The organism is Mycobacteroides sp. LB1, assembly GCF_013449725.1.
GTDB lineage: Bacteria > Actinomycetota > Actinomycetes > Mycobacteriales > Mycobacteriaceae > Mycobacterium.
In genome coordinates, this window is the sequence record NZ_JACCFF010000001.1 from 2,001,061 (window position 1) to 2,025,915 (window position 24,855).

Annotated in this window: 2 protein-coding genes (1 of these 2 only partly in view); both read right to left on the reverse strand. The window is 64.7% G+C overall.

Annotation, left to right across the window (positions count from 1 at the left end; genetic code table 11):
* Complete coding sequence (locus MLB1_RS09765; RefSeq protein WP_180749436.1) at positions 1-8,181, reverse strand: non-ribosomal peptide synthetase; 8,181 nt, start codon at positions 8,179-8,181, stop codon at positions 1-3.
* Positions 8,178-24,855: the 3' portion of a non-ribosomal peptide synthase/polyketide synthase gene (locus MLB1_RS09770; RefSeq protein ID WP_180749437.1), read on the reverse strand. Its footprint extends 7,712 nt past the window's final position; 16,678 of the gene's 24,390 nt are visible here — the last part of the coding sequence; its start codon lies beyond the right edge, outside the window — the gene reads right to left on this strand; the stop codon is at positions 8,178-8,180. Before MLB1_RS09770 ends, MLB1_RS09765 begins: the two co-directional genes overlap by 4 nt.

Consider the following 24,855-nt stretch of genomic DNA (forward strand, 5'->3'; position numbering starts at 1 on the left):
CTACGGATCGCCGACCGCGCACACGGCCGGGCCTTCATCCGCTGAGCTTTCGCCCAGCTGCTGGGCCAAACTCCTGACTGACGGCGCATCGAACAGTGCAAGCATCGTGAGGTTGGCATCGAGGGCGGTGTTGATCGCGGCGACTACACGCATCGACCCAAGCGAATTGCCGCCCAGTTCGAAGAACGACTCATCCACTCCGACACGGTCCACACCCAGCACATGGGCGAAGATGCTGACCAGGATCTGCTCGACCAGGGTGGTCGGTGGGCGATAATTACCATCGAGTGCGGACACCGCCGCCGTGGTGGCCGGCCTGGCCGATACCGCCCCGTTGCTCCACCCACTCCATCGTTCTCGCTCGATCCGGTTCAGCAGATCTAAGGACGACAACCGGCGGCCCGGGTGCGCGGTCATCGCCGCCAGCACCTGCTTGAACCGCTCGATCAGCTCCTCAATGCTTTCCGCATCGAACACATCGGTGTCGTATTGGACGCGAAGTTCCAATTCCCGGCCCGGCCCGGCCTGCACCGCGATCGGGTAGTGATAGTAGTCGCGACTGCTGAAACCGGTGATGGTCAATCCGTCGACGCCCGACTGCGTTCCGGTGTCGGTCGGATAGTTTTCGTACACGAAAACGGTGTCGAAGAGTCTTTCCTGGCTGGTGATCCGGTGGATGTCGCTGAGCGCCACATGCTGGTGCTCGAGGGTGTCGTTGTGGGCGTTTTGTAACTGATCCAACAGATCGGCCGTGGTCATGGTCGGCGTGATCGTCGCCCGTACCGGCACTGTGTTGATCAGCAGGCCCAGCATCGATTCCGCACCAAGCACCTCAGCTGGCCTACCCGAGACGACAGCGCCGAAGGCGACATCATGCTGGCCGGTCAGCGAGCTGAGGAGCAATGCCCAGGCACCCTGCAGCACAATGTTGACGGTGGTGTGCTGCGCGCGCGCCAGTTTGGTAAGCGCGCGTGTCGTCTTCGCAGGCACCCGAAACATGTCAACGCTTCGGCGCCCAAACTGCGACTTCTGCGGAGGGCTGACGAGCATGGGAGTGTCAAAACCGGCCAGCGCCTCACGCCACGCTGCATGAGCGGCGTCGTGGTCTCGTTCGGACAGCCAGGTCACGAAGCTGCGATACGACGCGGCTGGGGGCAGCCTCATCCCGTGATAGCCGGCGAAGATCTCCTGCATCAGGATCGGCATCGACCAGCCATCGAGCACGATGTGGTGATTGGTGAGTACGAACCGGTGCCGGTCGTCCGCGATGCGGATGAGCGCAGCCCGGAATGCCGCCTGCTCGGCGAGATCGCAGACAGCGGCACGTTCGGCAATGCAGATCTGCTCGATCTGTTCATCGACATCGGCACCTGCGGTGGCTAGTTCGATGTATCGCCAGGGCGCCACGGGATCGGCGGGAATGATCTGCACCGGTTGCTCGAACTGTTCGCAGAAGCGGGCCGCCAGGTGCGGATGTCGGCCGACCACGGCCTGCACCGCATCGCGGAGCCGATTCGCGTCGAGCGCGCCGCTCAACGCGATATCGAACTGCACCGCATACACATCGTCGCCGGAGCAGTTAGCGATGGCGGCGTGATAGAGCAGGCCCTGTTGCAAGGGGGTCAGCGGTAGCACGTCGGCGATCCGGGATTGACTCTGCAGCTCATCGATCTGCTGCTGACTGAGCCTGGCTGGGGCGATGTCCGACGGGGTCAATCCGCCTCCGCCCCTTCGCACATGCGCGCAGATACCGGCCAGCGCGTCAAACCACAACCGGTTGATCCGGGTGACCGCCATACGATCCAGTGCCGTGGGCGCCCACGTCCAGGTGGCGTTCAGATGTGGGCCGGTGTCGGTGTCGATGGTGACCGCGTTGAGCTCCACGGTGTGCGGCAGCGCAATGGGCATAGCCCCGGCGCCCGCCAAGGACACGCCTTCCTGACTGAAACGCCATACATCTCCGGACGCATAGGCTGCCGGGGCGCCCAGCCGCCCAAGATAGTTGAACCCGATCGCCGGATCGGATTCCGGTAGATCCACATCGGGGTTGAGATAGCGCAGCAGCCCGTAGGTCAGTCCGTCGGGCAAGGCCCGAAGCTGTTCCTTGGCATCCTTGATCACCGCACCAAGCGCCGCATCACCACCTACCACCTGCGTCCAACGCAACCCACCGACCGCCAACGACACCGGGTACTTGGTAGTGAACCAGCCCACCGTGCGCGAGAGGTCAACATTGCGATCGGCAGCCCCATCCAGCTCCGCCAATTCCTCTTGGCGCCCGTGACCTTCCACATCGATGGCGATCGGTGCACCGCCGGTCCCCAAGTGTTGTGCCCACGCCAAGGCGAAGGCGATCAACAGGATCTCGTGCACCCCAGCGTGAAACGCCGCAGGCACCTCGCCGAGCAGCATGTGCGTAGTCTCGGCATCCAGAAACTCCGTCAAGTTTCCAGCTGTGGCGAACGTATCCTCAGTCGGTTGCGGTGCCGCCAAGCCCGAAGGGATCGCCCCCACCTGTCGCCAGGAATCCGCCTGGCGGACCACATCGGGATGGCGTGCGTATTCAGCCAGCCGGTCGGCCCACCGCTGGAACGACGTTCCCGCCGGCGGTAACAGCACCTCTTGCCCACCGCGCAGCTGGGTCGAGGCGATGCTCAAGTCCTCCAACAGAATCCGCCACGACACCCCATCCACGGCCAGATGGTGAACTATCAACACCAGCTGGCTCGTGGTAGCCACCCACAATGCGCTCAGCATCACCCCGGCGGCCGGATGTAACCGTGACCGCGCCGCCACCAGTGCCTCATCGGACAACACGTCCACCGATTGCAGGCATCGATGTGCATCGATCGACCCCGCCTCGGGCACCGTCAAAATCCACCCGCCGGCGCCATCGTCCTCGGCGCGTAGCCGCAGCATCGCATGCCGATCCAGCAAGGCCTGCAACAGAATGACAACAGCCGCCTCGGTGACACCGGTGGGAGACTGCAGCACCACCGTCTGGTTGAACTCGCCAATCGGACCGTCGATCCCCTTCAGCCACTGCATGATCGGGGTCGAAACTACTGGGCCGAGACCCTCGTCGATCACGCCGTCGGTGCTGTCGACCATCCTGACCACCCGTGCCAGCCGGGCCACGGTCTGCTGGACAAAGATGTCGCGCGGTCGACCGGCCAAGCCTGCGCCATGGGCCCGCCACACCACCTGGATGGCCGAAATACTGTCACCGCCGAGGTCGAAGAATGAGTCATCGACGCCGACACGGTCCAAGCCCAGGACTTGGGCGTAGATGCCGGCCAGGATCTCCTCGACAGGGGTCGCGGGGGCGCGGTAGTGATCGATATCGGTGTATTCCGGTGCAGGCAGGGCCTTTTTGTCGAGTTTCCCGTTGACTGTCAACGGCAACGCCGTCAAGGCGACCACCGCGGCCGGCACCATGTAGTTGGGGAGACACTCGGCCAGCCGAGCGCGAATGTGGCCGGAGTCGGCGGTGCCGGTGATGTAGCCGACCAGCCGCTTATCGCCCGGGCGGTCCTCTCGGGCGATAACCACCGCCTGCTCGACATCATCCAAAGCCATTAATGCCGAATGGATTTCACCGAGCTCGATGCGATGTCCGCGGATCTTCACCTGCTCATCGCCACGCCCCACATACTGCAATCGCCCATCAGCACCCCAACACATCAAATCCCCGGTGCGATACATCCGCGATCCCGGCACCCCGAATGGGCAGGCGACAAACCGGGAGGCGGTCAGGCCTGTCCGGCCCACATAGCCATATCCCAAACCCGCACCAGCCACATACAATTCGCCGACCACCCCGGCCGGAACCGGCCGCAGCCACCCATCGAGCACGGAAAACGCGAGATGGGCCAGTGGCACACCGATCGGGCTGACCGTGCCCTCGAGATCGGTAGCGACGATCTCATGGAACGAGGCATGCACCGTTGTCTCGGTGATCCCATACATATTGACCAACCGCGGCAACACCGGATGCCGGTCCAACCACGGCTTCAAACGGTGTGGCTCCAACGCCTCACCGCCGAACACCACCACCTCGACACCGAGCTGGCCTGCCGGCTCGGTGGCCATCGCATCCACAGTTTGCAACGCATAGAACGCCGACGGCGTCTGACTCAACACACTGACCTGCTCATCGACCAGCAAGACATGGAAATCTTCGGGCGACCGTACTACCGAATCTGACACGATCACCAACCGCCCACCGTGCAGCAACGCGCCGAAAATCTCCCACACCGAAAAGTCGAACGCCAACGAGTGACTCTGTGCCCACACCTGTCCCGCCGATAGCTCCAGATCGGCCTCAAGCGCTTGTAGCAGGCGGGCCACATTCCGATGAGGAATGGCAACACCTTTGGGCACACCCGTGGTACCGGAGGTGTAAATCACATACGCAATATCGTCGGAGCTCGGCCCCACCAGCGGCGCACTAACGGGCTGGACGTTGACGGCCGGATCATCAACATCGATAACCACCACCCCGCACCTATTCAACCTATCCATGAGATCGGCGGTGGTCACGACGACAACCGGATCGGCATCATCGAGCACGAATTCCAACCGCGTATCAGGCACGGCCGGATCGATCGGCACATAGGCCGCACCGGTTTTGAGCACGCCCATTATCGCCACGATCGCCTCAATCGACCGCGAGAACAGCAGCGCCACCCGCTTACCCGGGCCCACGCCATACGCAACAAGTAAGTGCGCCAACCTATTCGATGACTCATCCAACTCCCGGTACGACAAATGGCTACCATCGGAACAGACCGCCACCGCTCCCGGAATACGGGACACCTGCTGCGCGAACAGCGCCGGAATCGACACCGATGTAACGGACCGAGCCAACTCGGCCCGATTACCCCACCCATCCAACCGGGCAAGCTCTTCGGCATCCATTACCTCGATCGCTGACAACAGCCGGTTTGGGTCGGCAGTCATCGCTTCGAGCACCCGCCGTAACCGATCGATCAGGGTCACAACACTGTGAGTGTCAAACACATCGGTGCGAAACTCGACCGTCCCCGAAATCCCCGCGGCCTCACCCGCTTCGGTCCACCCATCGGACAGCGAGAACGACAGATCCATCCGGGCCGAGTGGGTGTCCAGCGGTAGCTGGGTGAGCTGAAGATCTGCCAACGCCAATCCACCGCGAGAATCGGCGATCTGCCCGGGCACGTTTTGCCAAGCCAGCATCACCTGAATCAGTGGGTGATGGGTCAGGGATCGGCTCGGGTTCAGCCGCTCGACGAGTAACTCGAACGGCACGTCCTGATTCTCGAAAGCACCCAAACTGCGTGCCCGTACCTGAGCCAGCACTTCGGTAACGCTGGGATCCCCTGCTAGGTCGACCCGCAGCACCAAGGTGTTGACGAAGAAGCCCACCAGTTCATCGAGCGCAGGATCACGTCGTCCCGCGATCGGGAAACCCACCGCCACATCTGAACTCGCACCGAGCTTGGCCAGCAGCACCGACAGCGCCGCCTGCATCACCATGAAGCTGGTCGCGTTGTGTTCGCGAGCCAGGCGAGCAATCCGGTGCTGCAGATCCGCCGGCCAGCTCACATCCACCCTGGAGCCACGTTGGTCGGCCACCAACGGATAGGGACGGTCGGTCGGCAGCGCCAAACGTTCGGGCATCCCGGCCAGCGCGTCCTCCCAGAAGGCCAGTTGCCGGGAGATACGGCTATCGCTGTCGTCGAGTACGCCCAGCTGTGCGCGCTGCCACAGCGTGTAATCGGCGTATTGGACCGCCAACGGCTTCCAATCGGGGGCCTGCCCCACGCACCGGCTGGCATAGGCCACACCCAAATCGGCCACCAGCGGGGTGATCGACCAACCGTCGGCAGCGATGTGATGCACCACGGCCACTAACACGTGCTCGTACTCAGCGGTGCTGAAAAGCCTTGCTCGAATCGGAATCTCGGACGACAGATCGAAGCTGTACTGGGCTGATTCCTCGACGGATGCCTCCAACCTGCTTGCGGGCCATCCGGAGGCATCAACAACCTCCCAGCCGAATTCGGCCTGCTCGGCCGAGACAACCGACTGCTGAGGTATCCCCTCGACCGACGGGAACAGCGTGCGCAGGCTTTCGTGGCGATCCAGCACGTCCGCAAACGCAGCTGCCAGCGCATCGACATCAAGGAGCCCCTGCAGGCGCAGCCCCACCGTTAGGTTGTAAACTGTTGATGGCCCGTGCAATTGGTCGATGAACCACAATCGACTTTGAGCGAACGACAGTGGCATCACTGCGGGCCGTTCTCCCGCGACCAATGGCTCCAGCCGACGTTCATCACCACCGATACAGAGCATCAATTGAGCGACCGTGGGAGCGTCGAAGACAGCACGCTCCTCAAGGCCCGCATCCATGGACCGGTTGAGCGCGGCGACCAGGCGCATTGCCAGCAGTGAATCCCCGCCGAGGTCGAAAAAGGAGTCGTCGAGACCGACGCGGTCTAGGCCCAGGACTTGGGCGTAGATCCCGGCCACGATTTCCTCGGCGGGAGTGGCCGGGGCACGGTAGTGATCGATATCGGTGTATTCCGGTGCAGGCAAGGCATTTTTGTCAAGTTTTCCGTTGACCGTCAACGGAAAACTCCGCAGAACCACTACCGCGACAGGCACCATATAGGGCGGCAGCCTGTCGGCCAGCGCGGTACGCAACTCCACAGGGTCGGCGGTGCCGGTGATGTAGCCGACTAACCGCTTATCGCCGGGACGATCCTCTCGGGCGATCACCACCGCCTGCCCGACGCCGTCTAAAACCGTTAATACCGATTGGATTTCGCCGAGCTCGATGCGATGTCCGCGGATCTTGACCTGCTCATCGGCGCGCCCCAGATACTGCAGTTGCCCGTCGGACCCCCAGGACACCAGATCTCCGGTGCGATACATCCGGGTACCCGGCGCCCCGAACGGACAGGCCACAAATCGCGTGGCGGTCAACGGTGCACGGCCCAGATAGCCGTAGCCCAAAGCCGCACCGGCCACATACAACTCGCCGATCACATCAACCGATACCGGTCGCAACCACTCGTCGAGAACCGAGAACGCCAGATGCCCCAATGGCACCCCGATCGGGCTGACCGCACTCACCGTGCCGTCTACGTCAGTGGCAACGATCTCGCGGAAGGAGGTGTGCACCGTGGTCTCGGTGATCCCATACATGTTGATCAACCGCGGTGATTCCGGATGATCAGCCAACCACTCCCTCAGACGCTGAGGCTCCAGCGCCTCTCCACCAAACACCACCACATCAAGACCGAGCTGATGTGCGGGCTGGGAATGCACCGAGTCGACGGCTTGCAGCGCATAGAACGCCGAGGGCGTCTGACTCAACACACTGACGTGTTCATCAACGAGCAAGGCATGGAACTGTTCAGGTGACCGCACCACCGAATCCGAAACCACCACCAGCCGCCCACCATGCAGCAGCGCGCCGAAAATCTCCCACACCGAAAAATCGAAAGCCAACGAATGACACTGAGACCACACCTGCCCGGCCGACAGCCCCACCTCGGCATCGATTGCCTCCATCAATCGGGTCACGTTGTGGTGCGGAATGGCAACACCTTTCGGCACGCCGGTGGTGCCCGAGGTGTAGATAACGTAGGCAACATCATCGCCGCTCGGCACCAGCAGCGGCGCGCTAGCAGGTCCGTCCACCGCGATATCACCGATATCGATGACCACCAGCCCACGACCGTCCAGCCGGTCAGCCAGATCAGCGGTAGTCACCGCAACTACCGGCCCGGCATCAGCCAGCACGAATTCCAACCGCGCATCAGGCACCGACGGATCGATCGGCACATAGGCCGCACCGGTTTTGAGTACCCCCAGGATCGCAACGATCGCCTCAACCGATCGCGAAAACAGCAAGGCCACCCGCCGACCCGGGCCCACACCATGCCTAAAAAGTAAGTGCGCCAATTGATTCGAAGCCTCATCCAGCTCGCGATAGGTCATCGAGCTGTCGCCGAAACCAATCGCCACCGCCCCCGGTTCACGAGCCACCTGCGCACCAAACAACTCAGGAATCGACACCGACGTCACCGGCCGGTCCAAGGCCGCCCTGTTACCCCACACGTCCAGCTCCGTGTGCTCATCTGTGTTGCCCAGATCCATCGACACCAATCGCCTGGTGACATCGGCCGTCACTGCTGCAGTACCTCCCCCGTCATGGCCTCCAGCACTCGCTGGAAACGCTCGACTACTTTCTGCACTCGGTTCACGCCGAATACCCCGGTATCGAATTCGACACGCAGCACCAGTTCGGTGCCGGGCATTGCTTGCAAGGTCAGCGGATAGTGGTTGTACTCCCGGCCGCTGACCTCGGTGATGGCCAATCCGTCGGCCATCGATGACGCCACCGACTCCACCGGATAGTTCTGGTAGACGAACAGGGTGTCGAACAGCTGCTCGTGACCGACGGCCTGGTGGATCTCGCTGAGAGCCAGGTGCTGGTGTTCGAGGGTGTCACTGTGACGGCGCTGTAGGTCATCCAGCAGGTCGGCGATGGTGGTGGCCGGAGTGATGGTGGCCCTCACCGGCACGGTGTTGATCAGCAGGCCGACCATCGAATCTGCGCCCGGCACCTCTGCCGATCGGCCCGAGACCGCGACGCCGAAGGCGACATCGTGCCGGCCGGTCAGCCACATGAGCACCTGCGCCCAGCCGGCTTGCAGCACGGTGTTGACGGTGGTGTGTTGCGCGCGGGCCAGCTCATTGATGGCCCGAGTGGTCTCGGCGGGCAATCGGAAGGACTCGGTAGCGCGTCGTCCTGGTACCCGGCCCTTCGGAGCGACCAGAGCCGGGGTGTCGAATCCGGCGAGAACTTCACGCCAGGCTGTGCGAGCAGCATCGGCGTCCCGGTCGGCCAGCCATGTCACGAACCTGCGATACGACCCGGCGGCAGGGAGGCGCTGCCCGTAGTAGCTGGCGAATATCTCCTGCAGCAGGATCGGCAGTGACCAACCGTCGAGCACGATGTGGTGATAAGTCATCACAAACCGGTGCTCGTTATCGGCCACGCGGATCAGCGCCGAACGGAACGCCGATTGGTGGACCAGGTCGCAGACCGATGCGCGTTCACCGGCGCACAACTCCCGCATCCGCTGGTTGATATTCGTTTGTTCCGTGGATATTTCGAGGTACTGCCAGGGCACGCTGGGGTTGGCCGGGATGATCTGTACCGGTTCGTCGAATCGTTTGTCGAATCGGGCAGCCAGGTTGGGGTGGCGGTTGATCACCGTGCGTACCGCCTCGCGCAGCCGGTCGGCATCCAGTGGGCCGGTGACGGTGACATCGAGTTGCATGGCGTATACGTCATCGTCGTTGCCGCGAGTTGCATTGGCCTGGAACAGGAGTCCACGTTGCAGGGGCGTCAAGGGCAGCACGTCGGCGATCGGATGGTCCCGACTGAGCTCATCGATCTCTTGCTGGGTGAGCCGGGCGGGGGTGATATCGGACGGTGTCAGACCACCGCCGCCCTCACGGACGTGTGCGCAGATCCCGGTCAGGGCGTCGAACCACAGCCCGCTTAGGCGGCTGATCTGGGTATCGTCCAGTATCGAGGGAGCCCACGTCCAGGTGGCGTAAAGGCTTGGGCCGGATTCTGTTTCGATCGTGCTTGCGTTGAGTTCCACGGTATGCCCGAGTGGCATAGGTATGGACGCGGCAGCAGCGGACACCGCCGCTCCATCGTGGCTGACCTGCCACAGTCCAGCGAAGGATTCCGACTGGGCGGCGCCGGTCGCACCCAGCCTGCCGAGGTAGTTGAATCCGATGGTCGGATCGGATCCCGACAGGTCGATATCGGAGTTGAGGTACCGAATCAGTCCGTAGGTCATTCCCTCTGGCAGAGAGCGCAATTGTTCCTTGGCGTCTTTGATCACGCGGCCGAGTGCCGGATCGCCGGCCACCACCTGGTCCCAACGCAACCCACCGTGCGGCCTCCCGACATTCCTGCCGACATTCAAGGCCACCGGGTACTTGGTGGTGAACCAGCCCACGGTGCGGGACAGATCGATTCTTGCGGAGAGGTCGGGGAGGTCGGAAAGGTCCCCTAGATCCTCGATGCGACCGTGGCCCTCGACATCGATGGCGACCGGCAAGGTAATGCCCAGGAACTGTGTCAATGCAAGCGCATAGGCGATCAACAGAATGTCTTGAACCCCAGCGTGGAACGCGGCCGGGACTTCACCGAGCAGTGCGCGGGTCGTCTCGCTGTCCAGTGACGCCGTGAGGTGGCCGGCGGTGGCATACGTGTCCAGCTCGGGTCGCGCCGCCGTCAGCGCGGACGGGGTCGCCAACACTCGTCGCCAGCCATCGGCCTGATCCACCACGGTTGGGGCGTAAGCGTGTTCGCCGAGCAGCGACGCCCATCGTGCAAATGAGGTTCCGGTCGTCGGCAATGACACGGGTTGACCATGGCAATGCTGGCCCCAGGCGATGTTGAGATCTTCGAGCAGGATCCGCCAGGACACCGCATCGACGGCCAGGTGATGAATGATCAACACCAACTGACCGGTGGACACCACCCACAGGGCGCTGACCATCTCCCCGGCAGCCGGGTTCAGCCGCGATCGGGCCCCCATCAAGGCCTCATCGGACAACGTGTCCACCGAATCCAGATGCGCTGGCACCGAACCCTTCTCGGGTACGAGAAGCGACCAATCTCCGACATCCCCAGCAGGTCCACTCGGGTCCTCGACCCGCAACCGCAACATCGCGTGCCGGTCAAGCAGGGCACCCAAGACCATCTCAGCATCGGACTGGGTGGCTCCCGGCGGGGCTTGGACCACCACTGTCTGGTTGAACTGGTCGATCGGGCCGCCTGTGCGTTTCACGTCATACAGCCACCGCATGATCGGGGTCGCGGCCACCGCACCGATACCCTCGTCCACCGGACCGTCATCGCCGGCCACCCCGACCACTTGAGCCAGTCGGGCCACGGTCTGCTCGACGAAAATATCGCGGGGCCGACACGTCACGCCGCACGCCCGTGCCCGGGCCACCACCTGCATGGAAAGAATGCTGTCTCCGCCCAGATCGAAGAACGAGTCGTCGACCCCGACCCGATCGAGCCCGAGGACCTGGGCGTAGATACCGGCCAGCGTCTCCTCGATGGCGTCTGCAGGGGCGCGGTACCGATCGGCGTCCTGGTAGTCGGGTGCCGGTAGCGCGCGGGTGTCGAGCTTGCCGTTCACCGTCAACGGCAACGCGTCCAGGACCACGATCGCTGCCGGAACCATGTACGAGGGCAGACGATCGGTCATCGCGCTGCGCATCCCGGCCGAGTTCGCCCCGCCGGCAACTGATTCGGTGACGTAGCCGACCAGGCGTGTGGTGCCGGGATGATCCTCGCGGGCAATCACCACCGCCTGCGAGACTCCCTCCAGAGCGGCCAGCACGGCCTGAACTTCGCCGAGTTCGATGCGGTATCCGCGGATCTTGACCTGGTCATCGGCTCGACCCAGATACTGCAGCTGTCCGTCGGCGCGCCAGCTCACCAGATCGCCGGTGCGATACATGCGCGCCCCGGATGTCCCGAACGGACACGCCACGAACCGAGACGACGTCAGACCCGACCGGCCCAGATACCCGCACGCCACCCCGTCACCGGCAACGTACAGCTCGCCGACCACCCCGACCGGCACCGGTCGCAGGAACTCGTCGAGCACGAACAGCGCCGAGGTCGAGACGGGCGCACCGATGGGCGCGGCCCCGGACCCCGGCATGAGTGGCGCACTCATCGACGCGTACACCGTGATCTCGGTGGGTCCGTAGGCGTTGATCACCGTCCGCCCGGGCGCCCAACGATCAACCACCTCGCCCGGGCAGGCCTCACCGCCGAGGAGCAATGACACCGACTCCAGCCCCTGTGGGGACAATGCCCCAGCGGCCGAAGGGGTTTGGGTGAGCACGTTGATCCGCTCGCTGACCAACAGGGCATGGAAATCGTCGGGTGAACTCACGACCGACTCGGGCACCACCACCAGGCGTGCGCCGCCCAGCAGCGCCGCCCATATCTCCCACACCGAGAAGTCGAAGGCATAGGAATGGCACTGGGTCCAGACCTGGTTCTGCGGCAGGTGCTCGGGTGTTGATCGCGCCACGTGGGTCAGGTTGTGATGGGTGACGGCCACACCCTTGGGCACACCGGTGGTTCCGGAGGTGTAAATGAGATAGGCGATGTCCTCGGGGGCCGGGGCCGGGAGTGCGGTGCCGAGTTGGTAGTCCACCACGGAGTCATCGATATCCGACAGATCACCGACATCGATGATCACCAACCCACGATCGTCCAGCCGCTCGGCCAGACCGCTGGTGGTGATCGCGACGATGGGCGCGGCATCGGCCAGCATGAACTCAATCCGGGCCGCGGGTACCGCCGGGTCGATCGCGAGATACGCCGCCCCGGACTTCAGTACCGCCAGCATGGCGACGATCGCCTCCGCGGAGCGTTCCATCAGCAGCGCAACGCATTCTCCCGGGCCCGCGCCCTGCACGATGAGCATGTGCGCCAACAGGTTTGCGGCCTCGTCGAGTTGCCGATAGGTCATTGAACGCTCGCCGTGGGTGATCGCCACCGCCTCCGGGGAGTGGGTGACCCGTGCCGCGAACAATGCAGGGACCGACAACTTGGCCGGGGCCGGGGCGCTTAACGCCGCACGATTACCCATATCGTCGAGGCGGTCGTGTTCCTCGGCATCAAGCAAGTCGATCGATGACAGGTGCCGACCCGAATCCGAGGTCATCGCCATCAGCACCTGTTCGAAACGGTTGATCAGTGTTTCGATGCCGGCCGCGTCGAATACGTCGGTGCGGAACTCCACCGTCCCGACGATTCCAGCGGGCTCACCAGCGTGGGTTCGACGTTCAGCCAGAGAGAAGCTCAGATCCATGCGGGCGGTCTGCGTATCCGCAGGCATCTGGGTGACCTCCAGATCACCCAGCGCCAGTCCGGCACCGGAAGCGTTGTCGTGTCCGGGGACGTTCTGCCAACCCAGTGCCACCTGGATCAGGGGGTGATGGGTCAGGGATCGGGTCGGGTTCAGCCGCTCGACGAGCACTTCGAAAGGCACGTCTTGGTGTTCGTAGGCGGCGAGGCTGCGTGCACGCACCTGGGCCAGCAGCTCCGTCACGGTGGGATCGCCCGCCAGGTCGACCCGCAGCACCAAGGTGTTGACGAAGAACCCGATCAGCTCATCGAGCGCAGGGTCGCGGCGCCCGGCGATCGGGAACCCGACGGCGATATCGGTACTTCCGCTGAGCTTGCCCAGCAGCACTCCGAGGGCGGCCTGGAGCACCATGAAGCTGGTCGCGTTGTGCTCGCGTGCCACTCGGACCACCTGCTGCTGCAGTTCGGCGGGCCACTCCACGGCCATCGTGGCACCGCGCTGGTCGGCGGCCGGCGGGTAGGGCCGGTCGGTGGGCAGTGCCACGCGTTCGGGGAGTCCGGCCAGCGCATCCTGCCAGTAGGCAACCTGTGTCGCGACACGGCTGTGGCCGTCCTGAAGATCACCGAACTCGGCGCGCTGCCACAGCGTGTAATCGACGTACTGCACCGCCAAGGGCGCCCAACCAGGGGCTTGGCCCGCGCACCGGCTGGCGTAAGCCACCCCTAGATCGGTCACCAGCGGGGTGATCGACCAGGCGTCGGCCGCGATATGGTGCACCACCGCCGCCAGCACATGCTCGTCGCCGGTGAGACGGAAAAGTTTTGCCCGCAAAGGGATTTCAGTGGCCAGATCAAATGTGTGGCGCGCCGCGTCCCCGATGGCCTCCTGCAGCTGCGCCGCCGTCCAACCGGTGGCATCGACGACCTCCCAGCCAAAGCGGGTCCTCTCGGATGGCACGACCAACTGCTGCGGCACTCCCTTGACTGCCGAGAACAGGGTGCGCAGGCTTTCGTGGCGGGCCACCACGTCGCCCAGCGCCACACCCAACGCCTCGACATCCAGCGCCCCGCTGATTCGAAGCGCTGTCGCCATGTTGTAAACCGGTGAGGGCCCCTGCAATTGGTCCAGGAACCACAACCGGGATTGGGCGAATGACAGCGGAATTTCCGCGGGCCGCTCGCCTGCCACCAACGCGCCAAGCGTGCGCGACTCCCCACCGATACGAGGCGCCAACTGGGCCACCGTCGGCGCCTCGAACACGGTGCGCACCGCAAGACTCGCATTCAGATCGGTGTTGACCGCGGCGATCAGACGCATCGCGGACAGCGAATCCCCACCCAGATCGAAGAACGAGTCATCCACGCCGACGCGCTCCACACCCAGCACCCGCGCGTAGATTCCGGCCAGGATCTCCTCGGTGAGGGTGCCCGGTGCGCGGTAATGATCAATGTCCTGATACTCGGGTGCCGGCAGGGCACGAGTATTCAGTTTTCCGTTGGGCGTCAACGGAAGTCCCGACAATGTCACCACGGCGGCCGGAACCATATAGACCGGCAGCTGCTCGGCCAGCTGGGTTCGCAACTTGGCCGGGTTCGCCGTCCCGGTGACATAGCCGACGAGGCGTTTGTCGCCGGGGCGGTCCTCGCGAGCAATCACCGCTGCCTGCTCGACCCCGTCCAGCCCGGCCAGCACCGCCTGGATTTCCCCGAGCTCGATGCGATACCCACGGATCTTGACCTGCTCATCGGCGCGCCCCACGTACCGCAGCTGCCCATCGGCGCCCCACCGCACCAGGTCCCCGGTGCGATACATCCTTGTTCCGGCGCCCCCGAAGGGGCAGGCCACAAACCGCGAGGCGGTCAAACCCGTCCTACCCAAATATCCGACACCCACACCGCGGCCCGCGATGTACAACTCGCCAACCACACCGGCAGGCACCGGACGCAACAGCCCGTCCAGCACGAACAACGCCGCCCCTGACACCGGCGCACCGATTGGCGGTGCCCCCGACCCACCAGCCAAGGGCGCGCTCCTCGCGGCACAAATCGTGGTCTCGGTCGGACCGTACGCGTTGACCATCAACCGTCCGGGCGCCCAGCGGTCCACCAGCTCGGCCGAGCACGGCTCACCGGCCACCAACAACGCCACCGATCCCAAAGATTCGGACGAGAGCACCGCTACCGCCGAGGGGGTTTGACTCAACGCGCTGACCTGTTCAGCAACCAGCAAGGCGTTGAGGTCCGCCGGCGAGCGCGTCACCGACTCGGGCACGACGACCAACCGTCCCCCGTGCAACAGCGCGCCCCAGATCTCTTCCACCGAGGCGTCGAACGCGTAGGAATGCCACTGCGTCCACGCCCGCCCCGCCAGGAACGTATCCGGCGACCCCAACAACTGGGTCACGTTGCGATGGGTGATCGCCACACCCTTGGGGACACCGGTGGTACCCGAGGTGTAGACGATGTAGGCGATATCGTCCGGGCCCGGCACGAATAGTTCGGTGCCGGAAAGGCTCTCGATGCCGGGGGCCGCGATATCGCCGGCATCGATGATCGGCAGGCCGCACCCGGCCAGCCGATCGGCCAGGCCCACGGTGGTGATCGCGACGATCGGCACGGCGTCGGCGAGCATGAATTCGATCCGCGCGTCCGGCAGCGCGGTGTCCATCGGCAGATACGCGGCCCCGGTTTTGAGCACCGCGAGCATCGCCACGATCGCTTCCGCGGAACGCTCGGCCAGCAACGCCACGCATGCACCCGCGCCCACACCATGGGCAGCGAGCCTGTGCGCCAACCGATTTGCGGCCTCGTCGAGTTCCCGATAGGTCATGCAGCGGCCGTCGAAGCTGATCGCGACCGCCTCCGGCACACGGGCAACCTGTTCGGCGAACAATGCCGGAACTGATCGGGAGGCCGGTGCCGGGGTGGTTAATACCGTCCGGTTGCCCCACCCATCCACGCGGGAGTGCTCAGCCTCGTCGAGCAGATCGATGGACGAAAGTCGCTGAGTGGGATCGGCAGTCATCGCCGCCAACACTCGCCGCCACCGAGCGATCAGCGTTTCGATGCTGTGCGCGTCGAACACATCGGTGCGGAACTCCACCGCACCGCCGATCCCGGCGGGCTCACCGGCCTGAGTCCAGCGTTCCCCAAGGGAGAAGGTCAGATCCATGCGGGCGGTCTGGGTGTCCACCGACAGCGGAGTGACCTGCAGATCACCCAGGCTCAGCCCGTCGGCGGGACCGGTGTCCTGCCACGGCAGGTTCTGCCAGGCCAACGCCACCTGCACCAGCGGGTGATGGGTCAGGCTTCGAGTCGGGTTGAGCCGCTCGACGAGCACTTCAAAGGGCACGTCCTGATGCTCGTAGGCGGCCAGGCTGCGTTGCCGCACCTGGGCCAGCAGCTCCGCCACGGTGGGATCCCCGACCAGGTCGACGCGCAGCACCAAATTGTTGACGAAAAAGCCCACCAGCTGGTCCAGGGCTGGGTCCCGGCGTCCCGCAATCGGAAAACCCACCGCCACATCGGAATTCCCACTCAGATTGGCCAGCAGCACCGCCAAGGCGGCCTGCATCACCATGAAACTGGTCGCGCCGTGCTCACTGGCCACCGCGCGCAACTGCTGCTGCAACTCGGCCGGCCAATCCACGTCCACGGTGGAGCCGCGCTGGTCGGCAACCGGCGGGTAGGGCCTATCGGTGGGCAGCGCCACACGTTCTGGGAGTCCGGACAGCGCGTCTTCCCAATAGGCCAGCTGCGCTGAGATGGGGCTGTCACTGTCATCGAGATCACCCAGCTGCGCGCGCTGCCACAGCGTGTAATCGACGTACTGCACAGCCAAGGGCTCCCAGTCCGGAGCATGGCCATCGCACCGGCTGGCGTACGCCACACTCAGATCGCGCACCAGCGGAGTGAGCGACCATCCGTCGGCGGCAATATGGTGCACCACGGCCACCAACACGTGTTCATCCGCGGCGACACGGAAAAGACTTGCCCGCAAGGGGATTTCGGACGACAGGTCGAAGCTGTGGCAGGCCGCGGCAGTAATCGCCTCATCCAGCCGACTCGCCGGCCAGGCCGTGGCGTCAACGACATCCCAGCCGAAGTCGACCCGGTCATCGGACTCCACCACCTGCCGAGGTGTGCCCTCGGGTGCTTCGAAGCGCGTGCGCAGGCTTTCGTGACGGCCGATCAGGTCGGCCAGTGCCGCACCCAGCGCGGCGGCATCGATTCGTCCATGCAGCCGCAAGCCCACCGGCATGTTGTAAACCGGGGAGGGCCCCTGCAGCTGATCGACGAACCACAACCGGTTCTGGGCAAACGACAGTGGAATCACTGCGGGCCGATCCACCGCCACCAGCGGCTCCAGGCGACCCGCGCCCTCACCGATACGCGGCGCCAACTGGGCAACTGTCGGCGCCTCGAACAACGTGCGCGCCGCAAGGTCGGTATCCAGGCTGGCGTTGATCGCGGCGACCAGACGCATTGTCGACACGGAATCCCCACCGAGATCGAAGAACGAGTCGTCGACTCCGACGCGCTCCACATCCAGCACTCGAGCGAAGATTCCGACAAGGATCTCCTCGACTGCGCCTGCGGGCGCACGGTAGTGGTCGGCATCCCGGTAGTCCGGCGCTGGTAGCGCCCGGGCGTCGAGTTTGCCGTTAACCGTCATGGGCAGCGCCGTCAAGGCCACCACCGAGGTCGGAACCATGTAGCCCGGCAGCCGTTCGGCCAGCGCCGCGCGCGCTTTGACCGGATCGGCGGTCCCGGTGATGTAGCCGACTAGGCGCTTATCGCCCGGTTGATCCTCGCGAGCGATCACTGCCGCTTGATCCACTCCCTCCAGCGCAGTCAGCGCTGACTGGATTTCTCCGAGCTCAATGCGATACCCGCGAATCTTGACCTGCTCGTCGGCGCGGCCGAAGTAGTCCAGCTGCCCGTCAGCGCGCCAGCGCACCAGGTCGCCGGTGCGATACATACGGGTACCGGGCTCCCCGAACGGACAGGCCATGAACCGCGAGGCCGTCAAGCCCGCGCGACGCCAGTACCCCATACCGACTCCCGCACCGGCTAGGTACAACTCACCGACCACGCCCGCGGGCACCGGACGCAACCACTCATCCAGCACAAAGAACGCCGACCATGCCGTCGGCGAGCCGATCGGCGGTGATCCCGCTCCCGTGGCAAGCGGCGCGCTGGCACACAACCACATCGTGGTCTCGGTGGGGCCATAGACGTTCACCATCACTCGACCCGGCGCCCAGCGATCCACCAACTCCGGCGGGCAGGGCTCCGCGCCGATCACCAACGACACCGCCTCCAGACCATCCGTCGGCAGCATCGACACCGCCGACGGGGTTTGCGTCAGCACCGTCACCTGTTCGCGCACCAGCAGCTCGTGGAAGTCCTGCGGTGAACGGGCCACCAGCTCGGGCACCACCACCAGCCGTCCACCGTGCAGCAGCGCACCCCAGATCTCCCACACCGAGAAGTCGAACGCATACGAGTGGAATTGCGTCCACACCTGTCCCGGCTCCAGCGGCACCCCGATCTGCAGCGAGTCGAACAGCTGAGTCACGTTGCGCTGCGTGACCGCGACGCCCTTGGGTAACCCGGTGGTGCCCGAGGTGTAAATGATGTGGGCCATGTCATCCGGGGCCGGAGCCGTCAATGCCGTGCTGGGTTGGGCGGCGACGGCGGGGTCGCCGACATCGACGACTCTCAGGTCATGGCCGTTGAACCGGTCGACCAACGTCGTAGTGGTGACGGCAGCGATGGGAGCTGCATCGGACAGCATGAACTGGATACGGGCCGCCGGCAGCGCCGGATCGATCGGCAGATAGGCCGCGCCGGTCTTGAGCACCGCCAAGATCGCGACGATCCCCTCCGTCGACCGGGGGAACATCAACGCCACTCGCTCGCCGGGGCCTACCCCATGACTGACGAGCAGGTGCGCCAACCGGTTGGCCTGCTCCTCCAGCTCCCGATACGTCAGTGACCGATCCCCACAGACCAGCGCCACCGCCTCCGGAGCACGCGCCACCTGCACAGCGAACAACTCCGGCACCGACGCCGGAACCGGCAGGCTGGCCAGCACGGTCCGGTTGCCCCACCGCTGAAGGCGTGCTCGCTCGGTCTCGTCGAGTATCTCCACCGCCGACAGCGACCGACCGGGGTCGGCGGTCATCGCCTCCAGCACCGCCTCAATCCGTGTGGTGAGCGCCTCGATACCGGCCTCGTCGAAAACTGCCGTGTCGTATTCGATACGCAGGCGCAGTTCGTCACCGGGTATGGCTTGCATCGTCAGCGGATAATCGGTCGATTCGTGGGTGGTGACTTCGGTGATGGTGAACCCGTCGATGCCCGATAACGCGCTCGTGTCGACCGGGTAGTTCTCAAACACGAAGAGGGTGTCGAACAGTCGGTCGTGATCGGTGATGCGGTGGATCTCGCTGAGCGAGACATGTTGGTGTTCAAGGGTCTTGGTATGAGCGCGCTGCAGTTGATCCAGCAGGTCGATGGTGGTGGTTACCGCGGTGATCTCCGCGCGTACCGGCACAGTGTTGATCAGCAGGCCCACCATCGATTCCGCACCGGGGACCTCCGGCGGCCGGCCGGAGACCACCGCGCCGAAGGCGACGTCATGCTGGCCGGTCAGCGAGGTGAGCAGTAGCGCCCAAGCCCCCTGCAGCACGGTGTTGACGGTGGTGCGTTGCGCGCGCGCCAGCTCGCCCAGCGCCCGGGTGGTTTGTGCGGACACCCGATGCGCCCGCACACCACGGCGCCCCGACTCAGACTTTTGCGACGGGCTGACAAGGGTGGGGGCGTCAAAACCCGCCAGCACCTCACGCCAGGCCGCGCGCGCGGCCGCAAGGTCGCGATCGGCCAGCCAGCTGATGAAGCTGCGATACGGCGTGGCCGCGGGCAGCCGTTGCCCCCGGTACCCGGCGAAGATCTCCTGCAGCAGGATCGGCAGCGACCAGCCGTCGAGGACTATGTGGTGATTGGTGAGCACGACCCGGTGCCGGTCTGGTCCGGTCCGAATCAACGCCACCCGGAAGGCCGGCGGGTGGGCTAGATCGCAGACCGCAGCGCGTTCAGCGGCACACAACCGCTGGACCTGCTCCTCGGGTTCGTCGGTGTTGAAATCGATGTACTGCCACCCCGCCACGGGGTCAGCCGGGATGACCTGTACCGGCTCATGGAATTGTGCGCAGAATCGGGCCGCCAGGTGTGGATGGCGGTTGGCCACCGCCTGCACGGCATCCCGCAACCGGTGCTGATCGAGCGGGCCGTCGACCGTAATGTCCAACTGCACCACGTATAGATCGTCGTTGGGGCCATTCCCGCTGCCGCTGTGGAAGACCATCCCCTGCTGTAATGCGGTGAGCGGCAGCACGTCTGCGATCCGGTATTGCCGCTGCAATTCGTCGATCTGCAGCTGGCTCAGCCGGGCAGGCTCGATATCCGACGGGGTCAATCCGCCTCCGCCATGTCGCACATGCGCGCAGATGCCAGCCAGGGCGTCGAACCACAGTTGGCTGAGCCGGCTGATCTGGGCGTGATCGACTGTCGAGGAAGCCCACGTCCAGTTGGCTTGCAGATGCGGACCGGTATCGGTATCAAGGGCGCCGGCGTTGAGTGCCACGGTATGTGTCAACGGCATCGAAATCGCCGCGGCAGCACCGGTCGATGACAGGCCTTCCGCGGATATCCGCCACAGATCATCGGATGACTCGGTGGCCGCGCCACCCAGGCGGCCCAGGTAGTTGAAGGCGATCGTCGGGTCGGCCGTCTCCAGGTCAACGTCGGCGTTCAGGTAGCGCAGCAGACCGTAGGTCAGTGGATCGGGCAGGGAACGCAGCTGTTCCTTGGCATCCTTGATCACCGCACCCAGCGCGCCGTCACCGGCCACCACGTGGGACCAGGACAGTCCACCAACTGCCAATGACACCGGGTACTTGGCGGTGAACCACCCAACCGTGCGCGACAGGTCGACCTCGGCGGACAACTCCTCCTGCCGACCATGGCCCTCGACGTCGATGCCGACCGGCACACCACCGGTGCCTGCGAACTCCGCCACCGCCAGCCCAAAGGCGATCAACAGAATGTCTTGTGTCCCAGCGTGAAACGCTGCAGGCACCTCACCGAGCAGCATGCGAGTGGTCTCGGCATCCAGCGATACCGACAACTGCCCCGCGCTCGCGTAGGTATCCACGTCGGCGCGCGCCGCCGGCAACACCGCCGGGACCGCCGCCACCTGCCGCCACACCTGAGCCTGGCCAACCACGTTGGGATCGCCAGCGTGGCTGGCCAGGAGTTCGGCCCACCGCTGGAATGACGTCCCCGGCGCCGGCAGGACCACGGGTTGTCCACCACCGTGTTGTGCCCAGGCGATGTTGAGATCCTCCAACACAATTCGCCACGACACCCCGTCGACAGCCAGGTGGTGAACGATCAACACCAGCTGGCTCGTGGAAGTCACCCACAGCGCGCGCAACATAACCCCGACGGCCGGATCCAACCGCGACCGTGCCGCCACCACTGCCTCATCGGTCAATGTGTCCATCGATTGGAGACACGCACGTGCATCGACCGACCCTGCCTCGGGCACCATCAACGACCACCCACACACGCCGTCGTTTTCGGCGCGCAGCCGCAACATCGCATGCCGATCTAGCAAGGCCTGCAACATGGTTACGACATCGGATTCGGTAACACCCGCGGGAGCCTGCACCAGCACCGTCTGGTTGAACTCATCGACCGGGCCGTTGGTGGTTTCCACGCCTTTCAACCACCGCATGATTGGAGTGGTCAGCACCGACCCGAGACCCTCATCGACCGGGCCACGCGAGCCTGCGGCTACCTCGACTATCCGCGCCAGTCGGGCCACGCTCTGCTCGACGAAGACATCACGCGGGCGGCATACCAGGCCGGCAACCCGGGCTCGGGCCACTACCTGCATGGACAGGATGCTGTCGCCGCCAAGGTCGAAGAATGAGTCGTCAATGCCTACCCGCTCCAGCCCGAGAACCTGGGCGTAGATCCCGGCCAGCACCTCTTCCACGGCGTCTGCCGGAGCACGGTACCGATCGCCGTCGACATAGTCGGGAGCGGGAAGCGCTCGGGTATCGAGTTTTCCGTTGACTGTCAACGGAAACGCGTCCAACACCACCACCGCGACGGGCACCATATATGGCGGCAACTGCTCGGCCATCGCGGCCCGCAGCTCACCGGAATCGGCGGTCCCGGTGATGTAGCCGACCAGACGCTTGTCACCGGGTCGGTCCTCGCGGGCGATCACCGCCGCCTGCTCGACGCCGTCGAGGCCGGCCAAAGCGGCCTGCACTTCGCCAAGTTCGATGCGATGGCCGCGGATCTTGACCTGCTCGTCTGCGCGCCCCAGATACTGCAGCTGCCCATCCGGTCCCCAGCACACCAGGTCACCGGTGCGATACATCCGCACCCCGGGCCCCCCGAACGGACACGCCACAAACCGCGAGGCGGTCAAACCTGTCCGGCCCACATATCCGTAGCCCAAACCCGCACCGGCCACATACAACTCGCCGATCACACCGACCGGCACCGGCCGCAACCATTCGTCGAGCACGAACATCGCGGCTCCGGGGACCGGCGAGCCGATGGGAACGGCGTGCGGTCCCGCTTGCCCGGCACTCAGTGGCGCACTGATCGCCACACACATCGTCGTCTCCGTGGGACCGTAAGCGTTGATCATCACCCGACCGGGCGCCCACTGAGCAACCACCTCAGGCGGACAGGCCTCACCGACCACCACCAACGCCGTCGTCTCCAAGCCATCGCGCGGTAATACCCTTACTGCAGAGGGTGTTTGGGTGAGAACGTCAACATTTTCCAGTACCAGCAGTGCATGGAAGTCTTCCGGCGAGCCCGTCACATCCTCGGGGACGACCACCACCCGCCCACCACGAAGCAGTGCCCCGAAGATCTCCCACACCGACACGTCAAAGGCCAGGGAATGACTCTGGGTCCACACGCCACCGCGCGGCAGCCCGGCATCGAGTGACTCCAACAGTTGAGTCACGTTGCGGTGGGTGACCGCAACGCCTTTGGGCACACCCGTGGTACCCGAGGTGTAGATCAGATAGGCGATATCGTCCGCATTAGGCGCGGGCAGCGCACCACCGGGCGGACTGTCGGCGGCCGAGATATCTCCAATATCGATGACCGCCAAGCCATCTCTCTGCAGCCGATCGGCCAGATCCGCGGTGGTGACCGCAGCAATCGGTCCGGCATCGGCCAGCACGAACTCCAACCGCGCATCGGGAATCGCGGGATCGATCGGCAGATATGCCGCCCCGGTTTTGAGGATGGCCAGGATCGCCACAATCGCCTCGGCGGACCTTTTGGATGACAGCGCGACACTCTGTCCGGGGCCTGCCCCTCGCTCGAGCAGCAAGTGCGCCAGCCGGTTCGCGGAATCATCGAGCTCCCGGTAGGTCCACGAACTCTCGCCGCAGACTACGGCGACCGCCTCGGGAGAGCGCCTCGCATGCTCGGCGAACAACGTAGGAACCGACACCGGCCTGGGCGCCGGACGAGTCAGCGTCGCGTGGTTGCCCAGCACAGCAAGGCGGGCATGTTCATCGTCATCGAGCGGGTCCACCGACGACAACCGCACCATCGGGTCTGCAGTCATGGCCGTCAGTACTCGCTGTAGCCGAGCGATCAATGTTTCGATGGTGTCGGCGTCGAACACGTCGGTGCGGAATTCCACCGTCCCGCCGATTCCGGCCGGCTCACCGGCCTCCGTCCGGCGCTCGGCCATCGAGAAGCTGAGATCCATTCGGGCCGTGTGGGTATCCACCGGCATCTGGGTGACGCGCAGATCGCCCAACGCCATCCCGGTAGCTGAATCATCAATGTCGAGTCCGGCAATGTTCTGCCATGCCAGCGCCACCTGGATCAGTGGATGGTGAGCCAGAGACCGGGTCGGGTTCAGTCGCTCGACAAGCACTTCGAAGGGCACATCTTGGTTGTCGAAGGCGGCCAGGCTGCGCGCGCGCACCTGGGCCAGGACCTCGGCAACAGTCGGATCTCCGGCCAGGTCCACCCGCAGCACCAAGGTGTTGACGAAGAAGCCGACCAGTTCATCGAGCGCTGGATCGCGGCGTCCGGCGATCGGGAAACCCACCGCCACATCGGAACTCGCGCTGAGTTTGGATAGCAGCACCGCCAGAGCCGCCTGCATCACCATGAAGCTGGTCGCGTTGTGCTCACGGGCCACCCGGGCAACCTGCCGCTGTAACTCGACGGGCCAGTCCACCGCGATCATCGCGCCGCGCTGATCGGTCATCTGCGGGTACGGCCGATCGGTGGGCAGCGCGATGCGCTCCGGCATCCCAGCCAACGCGTCCTGCCAGTAGCTCAGCTGCCCCGCGATTCGGCTGCCGCTGTCCTGAAGATCGCCGAACTGCGCGCGCTGCCACAATGTGTAATCCGCGTACTGGACGGCCAACGGCTCCCAGCCGGGAACCTCCCCGGCGGACCGACCGGCATAGGCCATCCCCAGATCAGCAACCAGTGGAGTGATGGACCAGGCGTCGGCCGCAATGTGGTGCACCACCGCGGTGAGCACATGCTCATCCTCGGAGACACGGAAAAGTCTTGCTCTCAAGGGTATTTCGGTAGACAGATCGAAGGCGTGCCGCGAGGCGGTGTCAATGGCCTCCTGCAGCTGCCCGGCTGTCCAGCCGGTGGCGTCGACAACGGCCCAACCGAATTCGACACTTGCCGGGTCCATCACCACCTGGCCGGGGATGCCGTCGGGAGCAGCGAAAACAGTGCGCAGGCTCTCGTGACGGGACACCACATCGACCAGCGCCACACCCAACGCTTCGACATCCAGTGCTCCGTCGATCCTGAACGCGGCCGTCATGTTGTAAACCGGT